Origin of the sequence: Streptomyces sp. NPDC059900 (assembly GCF_050270335.1) — a bacterium.
Lineage (GTDB): Bacteria > Actinomycetota > Actinomycetes > Streptomycetales > Streptomycetaceae > Streptomyces.
This window is the reverse complement of the sequence record NZ_JBNNJZ010000347.1, coordinates 1-8,737: the sequence shown is the minus strand read 5'-3', so window position 1 is coordinate 8,737 and position 8,737 is coordinate 1. Positions and strand designations below refer to the sequence as shown.

At 72.9% G+C, this 8,737-nt stretch carries 12 protein-coding genes; 9 read left to right on the top strand and 3 right to left on the bottom strand.

Going from position 1 to position 8,737, the window contains the following annotated elements; all coding sequences use genetic code 11:
* Both ACQKIP_RS31885 and ACQKIP_RS31880 read left to right on the top strand, forming a co-directional pair.
* On the top strand, window positions 1–378 hold a 378-nt coding region (locus tag ACQKIP_RS31885; protein ID WP_427744866.1), incomplete at its 5' end, for a sensor histidine kinase.
* Window positions 375–1,064, top strand: a complete 690-nt coding sequence (locus ACQKIP_RS31880; RefSeq protein WP_365862394.1) for a response regulator transcription factor — start codon at window positions 375–377, stop codon at window positions 1,062–1,064. The genes ACQKIP_RS31885 and ACQKIP_RS31880, both read left to right, overlap by 4 nt.
* A gap of 21 nt (window positions 1,065–1,085) precedes the next feature.
* Here the strand turns inward: ACQKIP_RS31880 and ACQKIP_RS31875 are convergent, their stop codons facing one another.
* The gene (locus tag ACQKIP_RS31875; RefSeq protein WP_365862395.1) at window positions 1,086–1,232 is read right to left on the bottom strand and encodes a hypothetical protein; all 147 of its coding nucleotides are present in this window, start codon (window positions 1,230–1,232) and stop codon (window positions 1,086–1,088) included.
* Between the two features lie 298 nt (window positions 1,233–1,530).
* Here ACQKIP_RS31875 and ACQKIP_RS31870 point away from each other — a divergent pair, with 298 nt between their 5' ends.
* The 4 genes from ACQKIP_RS31870 (at window position 1,531) to ACQKIP_RS31855 (ending at window position 5,000) form a co-directional block, all read left to right on the top strand.
* Window positions 1,531–3,039, top strand: a complete 1,509-nt coding sequence (locus ACQKIP_RS31870) for an FUSC family protein (protein ID WP_365862396.1) — start codon at window positions 1,531–1,533, stop codon at window positions 3,037–3,039.
* A 191-nt stretch (window positions 3,040–3,230) separates the two neighbouring features.
* Window positions 3,231–3,995: a GAF domain-containing protein gene (locus tag ACQKIP_RS31865; RefSeq protein ID WP_365862397.1), complete on the top strand. Its 765-nt coding sequence runs from the start codon at window positions 3,231–3,233 to the stop codon at window positions 3,993–3,995.
* The gene (locus ACQKIP_RS31860) at window positions 3,967–4,359 is read left to right on the top strand and encodes a DUF2267 domain-containing protein (protein WP_365862399.1); all 393 of its coding nucleotides are present in this window, start codon (window positions 3,967–3,969) and stop codon (window positions 4,357–4,359) included. The genes ACQKIP_RS31865 and ACQKIP_RS31860 overlap by 29 nt, the downstream gene beginning before the upstream one ends.
* 80 nt (window positions 4,360–4,439) lie before the next feature.
* Entirely contained in the window at window positions 4,440–5,000 is a 561-nt protein-coding gene (locus ACQKIP_RS31855) for a VanZ family protein (RefSeq protein WP_365862401.1), read from the top strand.
* Between the two features lie 48 nt (window positions 5,001–5,048).
* Here ACQKIP_RS31855 and ACQKIP_RS31850 read toward each other — a convergent pair whose 3' ends face one another.
* Together ACQKIP_RS31850 and ACQKIP_RS31845 are read right to left on the bottom strand one after the other, a co-directional pair.
* On the bottom strand, window positions 5,049–5,471 hold the full coding sequence (locus ACQKIP_RS31850) for a DUF6003 family protein (protein ID WP_427744862.1): 423 nt from the start codon (window positions 5,469–5,471) through the stop codon (window positions 5,049–5,051).
* A 106-nt stretch (window positions 5,472–5,577) separates the two neighbouring features.
* Complete coding sequence (locus ACQKIP_RS31845; protein WP_365862405.1) at window positions 5,578–6,423, bottom strand: RNA polymerase sigma factor SigF; 846 nt, start codon at window positions 6,421–6,423, stop codon at window positions 5,578–5,580.
* A gap of 209 nt (window positions 6,424–6,632) precedes the next feature.
* Here ACQKIP_RS31845 and ACQKIP_RS31840 point away from each other — a divergent pair, with 209 nt between their 5' ends.
* The 3 genes from ACQKIP_RS31840 to ACQKIP_RS31830 all read left to right on the top strand — a co-directional run.
* Window positions 6,633–7,046: an ATP-binding protein gene (locus ACQKIP_RS31840; protein WP_365862406.1), complete on the top strand. Its 414-nt coding sequence runs from the start codon at window positions 6,633–6,635 to the stop codon at window positions 7,044–7,046.
* An 80-nt stretch (window positions 7,047–7,126) separates the two neighbouring features.
* Window positions 7,127–7,360, top strand: coding sequence for an XRE family transcriptional regulator (locus ACQKIP_RS31835; RefSeq protein WP_365862408.1), 234 nt, complete (start codon window positions 7,127–7,129; stop codon window positions 7,358–7,360).
* 196 nt (window positions 7,361–7,556) lie between these two features.
* Window positions 7,557–8,737 (top strand): nitric oxide synthase oxygenase (locus ACQKIP_RS31830; RefSeq protein ID WP_427744859.1); only part of this gene is annotated, 1,181 nt, incomplete at its 3' end.

Sequence of the window (8,737 nt, the reverse complement as noted above, 5' to 3'; positions counted from 1 at the left end):
GGACAGCTCGACGCCCTGATCGAACGCGTACGGGCCGCGGGGACACCGGTCGGCGTCACGGTGGACCTGCCGCCGCAGCCCCTGTCGCCCGGCACGGACCTCGCGGCGTACCGCGTCGTCCAGGAGGCACTGACCAACACGATCAAGCACGCGCCCGGCGCCGAAGCCTCCGTCACCGTCGGCCGCGGCGACGACTGCCTGGAGATCGAGGTCGTCGACACCGGAGGCGTACGGGACGCCCCGCGGGCGGAGGGCAACGGCCGCGGTCTGATCGGACTGCGCGAGCGCCTCGCGGTCTACGGCGGCGAACTCACCGCGGGGCCCACCCTCACGGGCGGCTACCGCATCAGTGCCCGCATCCCCTGGCGGACCTCATGAGCCGACCGCCGCTGCGCCTGGTCATCGCCGACGACCAGGCGCTCGTACGGACCGGCTTCGGGATGATCCTGGCCGCCGACGGCATCGAGGTGACGGCCGAGGCGGCGGACGGGGCCGAGGCGGTCGCGGCCGTCCGGCGCACCCGGCCCGACGTGGTCCTCATGGACATCCGGATGCCGCGGATGGACGGCATCGAGGCCACCCGGCGGATCCTGGGCGGCGAAGGGCCGCACGAGACGCGGGTCATCATCCTCACCACCTACGACCTGGACCACTACGTCTACGCGGCGCTCACCGCCGGTGCGAGCGGCTTCCTGCTCAAGGACGTCACCCCCGAGCATCTCGTGGCCGCCGTGCGCCTCGTGCAGTCCGGTGACGCCCTGCTCGCGCCCGCCATCACCCGCCGCCTCATCGAACGCTTCGCCACCCGCGAGGAGGCCGCACAGGCACCCCCGCACCGCGACCTCTCCGGACTGACGCCCCGCGAACTCGAAGTGCTCCGGCTGCTCGCGACGGGCCTGAGCAACGCGGAACTCGCCGACCGGCTCTTCCTCAGCCCGACCACGGTCAAGACGCACGTCGGCCGCATCCTGTCCAAGCTGGACCTGCGCGACCGCGTCCAGGCCGTCGTGCTCGCCTACGAGACCGGCCTGATCTCGCCCGGCGGGCGCGACGCCGTCACCTGAGCGGCTCTTCGGCGGCGCGGCTCAGTGACGCCCGCGGAACTTGCCGAGCATCCGCCTGGCCTGCGCCCGCTTCCTCGGGTCGGCCGAGGCGCGGCGGGCCTCGCGGATCGCGCGCTGTCCCTGGGGGCTGCGGACGAACTGCTTGATGCGGTTGATGACTCCGGGCATACCGACTCTCCTAAGCACTGACGCCGAGAGCGCACGCTTACCCCGGCCGGCACCCCCGAAACGAGAGCGCGCCGCGGCGACCGGCGGCGTGGTCCGTTGGCCCTCTCTTGGCTCGAAAGGAGCGTACCGGAGTGGGCCAATGGTCCAGTGAAACCTGAGCCTGTTGAGCCAGCAGGACTCAGGATGGTCTGATGGGTCTGTCGATGGCGCTGCGGATTCCCGCGGCGCCTTTTTCATGCGGGCAGTTCGAATTTCTGGCGGGCAGTTCGACGGAGCTGAACGCGAAAGGGGCGGGGAAGTGCTGAAGAGCGTGTTCACGGCGCCGGATCCGGGACGGATGCGGCTGCGGTTCGCCGCGCGGGCCGTCATCGGCATCGCCCTCGCGGTGACCGTGTGCGGCCTGGCCGGGCACTCGCTCGCCGCGGCGATCACCGGCGGGCTCGCGGCGCTTCTCGCGCTCTTCACCGTGGGCGACACGACCGTGCGGGGGCAGGCCGTCACCACGGCCCTGCTGCCCGCCGTCGGGTTTCCGGTGCTCGCCCTCGCGGCCGTGCTGCACGACGTGCCCGTGGCGCGGGACGCCGCCTTCCTGGCCGTGATGGGCGCGGGCGTGTACGCGCGGCGGTGGGGGCCGCGCGGGCACTCGCTCGGGGTGTTCGCCTTCATGATGTTCTTCGCGACGCAGTTCCTGCACACGGGCCCCGGGCAGCTGCCCGAGCTGTTCGCCGCCCTCCTGCTCTCGCTGTGCGCCTCCTCGGCCGTGCGGTTCGGCCTCTGGTGCTACGAGCGGCGCGTGCCGCCCGCCGCCCTGCCCGCGCCGCCCGCCGGACGGGGCCTTGCCAGGACGACCACCCGGCAGGCGGTCCAGGCGACGCTCGGCGGCGCCTTCGCGCTCGCGGCCGGGCAGGTGCTCTCCGACCAGCGGTGGTACTGGGCCGTGGGCGCCACCTGGTGGGTGTTCGTGAACACCGCGTCCAGCGGGGAGACCCTGGTACGCAGCTTCCGGCGGGTGCTCGGCACGGTCATCGGCATCGGCGCGGGCTTCGTCCTCGCGGTCCCGCTGCACGGCGCGCCGGTGCCCTCGGCGATCATCGTCGCCGTCAGCATCTTCGGGATCTTCTACACGGCCGCGGTCTCCTACACGTGGATGATGCTCGCGGTCACCGTGATGGCCGGCGTGCTCTACGGCCTCCTCGGCGTGCTCGACCCGGGGCTGCTCGCCCTGCGGGTCGCGGAGACCGGCGTGGGCGCGCTCGGTGCCGTGCTCGCCGTGCTCCTCGTGCTGCCCGTCACCACGCATGCCACGACCAACGGCTGGATCGAACGCGCCCTGCGCTGCGTGCACGCCTGCACCGAGGAGGCCGCCGCCCGGCTCGCCGGATCCGCGAGCGCCGACCCGGCGCCGCGCGTGGCCGAGCTGGAGCAACTGCTTGGGAAGGTGCGGATCTCGCTGGCTCCGCTCGTCCACCCGTTCAGTCCGCTGCGGGCCCGCAAGGAACGCGCCCGGCAGGTGCTCGCGCTGCTCGACGCCTGCGCCCGCGAAGTGCGCGGGCTCGCCTCGATCGCCGCGGACCCCGAGGCCTCGCACGACGACCGGCTCGCCGCCGCCTGCTGGCGCGTGGAGTCCGCCGTGGAGGCACTGACCGCACCGCAGCCGGGACACGCACCGGCCGCCGATACCGCCACCGTGCCACAACCCGCCGCCGCCGAGCCCGTGCTCGCCCATCTGCACGGCCTGGAGAAGGCACTGGTCGAACTGGCCGTGCCGCTGCGCTCTCCGACTCGTACGCCGCTGATCGGGGCCTGAGCAGGGACGATCCGGCCACTGTCGCAAACCGGACGGGTGACGTCGATCGAAGACCCCGGCCGGCCAGACATGAGGTGGCCCATCGCGTGGTAGACGGACTTCCGCTCCTTCGGGTGCCGGGCCCAGCCGTGCGCCTCCGCCCGGAGGAGGCAGGCGGACCGTGAGGCGCGCGACGGAGAGGGATGCTGACCATGCCCAAGATGCCGGAGGAATCACCGTCGATCGAGCACGACGTGGCGGTCGCGGCAGCTGTCGGGCGACACGCGCTGCCCAACCGGCTCTGTACCGCCTTCACCCAGTCCCTGGGCGCGCGGAGAGCAGCCCTGTCCTGGCTGCCCCGGCTCGAACACTGGCAGCTCCTGCACGCCACCGACGAACCCGCCCTGCAGGCCGAGGCCGCCCAGTTCACCCGCGCCGACGGCCCCTCGGTGAGCGCGGCCCTGGGCATGCAGCCCGTGTTCGTGCCGGATCTGCGCGACTATCCGTGCCGGACGGGACCGCCCCTGTGCGATGAACTGCCGGGCACCCGGCGGGTCCTGGCGCTCCCGCTGCACGACCGCCACACACCGGTCGGCGTGCTGTGTCTCTACTACACCGAGCGCACCGACGTGACCTCCGCCCACATCACCCACGCCCAGCGCGCCGCCGCTCTCGCCCTCGACGCCCTGATGCGCTGGCGGCCCGTGCACGCGGGCCCCGGCTGCGGACGGCCGGTGTGGGCCACCAGCACGCGCGCGGCGCGCTGGGAGCGCATCCACCAGGCGGCCGAGCATGTCGCGGTGCGCCAGGACTGCGCCGTCGCCGAGGGGCTTGCGTGGTTGCAGGAAGTCAGCGCGAGCGACGGTCACTCGCTTCTCGACGTCGCCGACTCCGTCCTGCAACCCTCCCGCGCCCACCACACCGACGAGCCCGAAGGAAGGAGCGGCCGTGAACGAGCCCGTGGAAGTGCTGCTTGACCGCGTCCAGGAACGCGGAGGCTACGCGGGGCGCCAGGAGGCCGCCGGGGCGGTGCAGAGCGTCCTCGAGGTCCTGGGCGCGCACCTGGTGGGGGACGACCGCACCGACCTGGCCCGGCTGCTGCCCCGCCCGTGCGGCCCGCTGCTCACCGAGGGCTCACCGGCCAGCGAGCCCCTGACGCCGGCGGCCTTCGTCGCCGAGGTGGGCGCGCGCGACGACGTCGACGCGGGGCAGGCCCGGCGCGCCGTCACCGCGGTGCTCGCCACGGTCGCGGAGGTCGCCGACGACGCGCTGCTGCGCCGCATCCTCACCCAGCTCCCGCCGGGGCACGCCGGTCTGTTCGGCCGGACGGACCCCACCTGACGGACCTCACGTGACGGACCCCGCATGACGGACTCCGTCCTATGACAGCGCACCACCCCACTGCCTGAAGGAGGCTCGTGATGGCACGGACAGTTCCACAGGGCAAGACCGTGGAGGAATCAGGGGGCACAAGGGCTCCCGGTACGCCCCCGCTCTCCGGGTGGGCGCGGGCCATGGCCATGCTGGCGGCCTTCGCGGGGACGGTGGTGTTCGCCGTGCTCCTGGCCCGGCTGACGCTCGAACCCTCCGTCGCCTCCGAATCCCTGACGCACAGCAACCTGCGCCCCGGCGATTCGATCCGCGACTACCTCGCGCAGCCCGCGTTCCGCGACACCGTCAAACAGCTCGGCGGCAACATCGTCCTGGGGCTGCCGTTCGGGATGCTGCTTCCGGTGCTCGTGCCCCGCGCCCGCGGGCTGATCCGGGTCATCGCCCTCACGGCGGTGGTGATGCTCCTGGTGGAGCTGGCCCAGGGGATGCTCGTCACCGGACGTGCCTTCGACGTCGACGACGTCCTGCTCAACACGACGGGCGCCGTCCTCGGCTATCTGCTGGTCGGCCGCAGGCTGGGCCGCGCGGTGCATCCCCGGCGGCGGCACTGGTGGCACCGCTTCACCAAGCGTTCGGCCGCCGCCCGTTAGCGGCCGGGAGCGCGCGCGGCCCGCGGGCCGCACGCGCGGGGCCGCAGGTCACACGGTCAGCCGACCGATGGCCTGCGGGTCGAGGCCGGTCAGCCGGGCGATGCGCGGCGCGGGAACCCCCGCGGCCAGCGCCCGGTGGACCAGGGCCTCCCAGTCCCTGGTCGTGTCCCGGAACTCCAGGAGCTCGCCCTCCATGTCCGTGACGGACTGGGGCGCACACTCCTGCTGGACCCGCAGCGCCTCTTCCTCGCTCAACGGAACGGGCAGGCGCTCGGCGTCCTCGGGGATGAAGGCCTGTGCGTCGGCAGGCAGGATCCGCACCAGTTCGGACGAGGCCGAAGCGTCGTGCGCCTGCAGCCAGCCGTGGACGGCGGGGCTCTCCGCGCAGTCCAGGGGGCCCACGGCAGCCAGCGCCGCCCCGAGGCGGGGGTGCCGGTCGGGAAGAAGGAAGAGGTAAGCGTCGTCGGCCATCGCGGGGGGTTCGCCTTCTGGTTCGGACATCAGCGGGGGCACTGATGCTAGCGCCCCCGCGAGGGGCCGGGATCCCGCTTCGCCCGCCGCGCCGCGGCCGTGCGCGTCAGCGGGTGGTGAGCATTCCCGCGCGCAGGCGGGACAGGGTGCGGGTCAGGAGGCGCGAGACGTGCATCTGGGAGACGCCGAGACGTTCGCCGATCTGCGACTGGGTGAGTTCGTCGACGAACCGCAGGCGCAGGATCTCCCGGTCGCGCTCGCTGAGTTGGGCGAGCAGCGGGGCAAGGGCGTGGAAGTCCTCCACGAGCTCCATGGCGGGGTCCTCCTCGCCGATGAAGTCGGCCAGAGCCGCCTCGCTGTCGTCGCGCTCGCCGTGCACGGCGGCGTCCAGGGAGGTGGAGTTGTAGCCGTTGGCGGCCTGGCGGGCCTCGATGACCTCTTCTTCGGTGAGGTTCATCAGCTCGGCCAGTTCGGCGACCTTGGGGGCGCGGCCCAGGCGGGTGCTGAGCTCGTCGGTGGCCTTGGCCAGCTCGACGCGGGCCTCCTGGAGGCGGCGCGGAACGTGCACGGCCCATGAGGTGTCGCGGAAGAACCGCTTGATCTCACCGACGATGTAGGGCACGGCGAACGTGGCGAACTGGACCTCGCGGGAGAGCTCGAAGCGGTTGATGGCCTTGATCAGACCGATCGTGCCGACCTGGACGATGTCCTCCATGTCGTCGCTGCGGTGGCGGAACCGCCCCGCGGCGTACCGGACGAGGGACATGTTCATCTCGACGAGGGTGTTGCGGGCGTACTGGTACTCGGCAGTGCCCTCCTCCAGCGTGGCGAGCCTGGTGAAGAACAGCTTCGACAGCTCACGCGCGTCCTTCGGCTCGACGCCCTGGGGCGAGACGATCTCCGGCAACGCCTCGATGCCGGTGTCCGTCGATGTCCCGGTGATCACTGTCATGTTTCCCTCCCAGTTCGCCGGCCCTGGGTCGTCCCCCGACCGGCCGGTGAAGCGCACGTACCCAGGCCTCGGTGCTTCATGCGCCCCTTCATGCAACAAGATCGGTTGGGCGTCCGAGGGTTACAGGTTCCGCATTGCCGGGCAAGTGTGCATCTCGGACAGCGGCCACCCCATATTCGGACAGAGGCCACCCCGTACGAGGAGGGCTCATGAGGACACACGGGATGCAACTGGACACCGGACCGATGGAACAGGAGGTCTTCGACAAGGCGCCTGAAGCCGTCGCCCACGCACGGGACTTCGCCCGCGCCTTTGTCGGCAGGCTCCGGCCCGCCGTGGATCCCCAGGACGCCGCGAGCGTGGAACTCGCGGTCTCCGAACTCGTCACCAACGTCGTACGGCACGCTCGCGGGACCTCGTGCTCCCTGCGTCTGGAGGCACAGCCGGACGGCATCGCGGTCGTGGTCGGCGACGCCGATCCGCGCCCGCCGCAGGAACGGGCGCCCGATCTGGCGGGCGGCACCGGCGGATTCGGCTGGCCCATGGTCCGGCACATGGCCAAGGCGGTCACCGTGACCAGGGAGCCGAACGGCAAGACCATCCGGGCCGTCATGCCCCGATGAGGCACCCCCGGTGCCGTGCGACGCCTGCCGTGGCCCGACGCATACGGCATGAGAGCGCGCCGGCCGGGCAGGAGAGGCCAATGGACGACCTGTCTCAGCTACTCCAGCAGACCATGCGCCGACGCCACTTGACGCCGCAGGCGATCGCGGACAAGACCGGAATCCGCACCCCGCGCATCCGGGCGTTCGCCGAGGACGGCGCCGAGGGGCCCGTCCGTCCGACCGACGAGGAACTGACGGAACTGGCCGGCGCCCTCGCACTGCCCGCCATCAAGGACACCGCCCGGCCCGCGGCCGCGGCGACCTCCCCCTGACCGCCTGACCGCGCACCCCGCACCCGCCGACCTGGCCTTCCGGGGCGCGGCATGGACAATTGACCCGCGTCTGAGGCATGTTCACCGGGCACATACAGGGTGGATCAGCCCGCAGGAGGGGTAACCCCGCGGCTGACAGACGTGCGGGCCGCGCGGGAGCGGTTCGCGCCCCGGAGCCGCCTCCTGGGGGTGCACCATGCACAACTTCCTGCGCAGGGCCAAACACGCAACCCCTGCGGACAGCGGTACGCGGGGATGCGGCGCCGCGGAGCAGGCCGCGGGTCACCCGGGGCACGGCACCTCGCAGGTGCCGCGCCCCGCGGGCCCCGCTCCGGACGGGCCCGCACTGCGCCGGGCGGCCGCCGAGTTCATCCGCCTGCACCACGGCGAGGCCCGCCGCGGTGACCCCGGGCCCCGGATCGCCCGGGTGTTCGCCGAGATCGACGCGACGGGCACCTACCGGCACACCCACGACGAGCTGGTCTTCGGCGCACGGCTCGCCTGGCGCAACGCCGCCCGCTGCATCGGCCGCCTCTACTGGTGCTCCCTGCACGTCCTGGACCGCAGGGAGCTGACCGCCGCCGGGGACATCGCCGCCGCGTCGGCGCAGCACCTGCGGCAGGCCGTCAGGGGCGGGCGCATCAGGCCCCTGATCACCGTCTTCGCTCCCGACGCGCCGGGCCGTCCGGGGCCCCGCATCTGGAACGAGCAGCTCATCCGGTACGCCGGGTACCAGGGCCCCGGCGGCCGGATCGTCGGCGACCCGCGCAACGCCGGGATCACCGCGTTCGCCCGGGGCCTCGGCTGGCCCGGCGGCCCCGGCACGCCCTTCGACGTACTGCCCCTGGTGGTCCAGGGGGCCGGCGACGACCGGCCCCGCTGGTTCTGGCTGCCGCCCGACGCGGTGCTCGAAGTGCCGGTCGAACACCCCGAGCACGCCTGGTGGGCGGAGCTGGAACTGCGGTGGCACGCGGTGCCCGCGCTCGCCTGCATGTGCCTGGAGATCGGCGGTGTCTGCTATCCCGCGGCCCCCTTCAACGGCTGGTACATGGGCACCGAGATCGGCGCGCGCAACCTCGCCGACAGCGACCGCTACGACCTGCTGCCGCGGCTCGCCGAGGGGCTCGGGCTCGATACGGCGAGCGACCGTTCGCTCTGGAAGGACCGCGCCCTGGTCGAGCTCAACCGCGCGGTGCTCCACTCCTTCGACCGGGCCGGTGTCACCATGACCGACCACCACACGGAGTCCCGGCGCTTCCTGGCGCACCTCGGCCGCGAGGAGCGCAAGGGGCGCACGGTCGGCGCCGAGTGGTCGTGGATCGTGCCCCCGCTGTCCGGCAGTGCGACCCCCGTCTTCCACCGCACGTACGACACCGT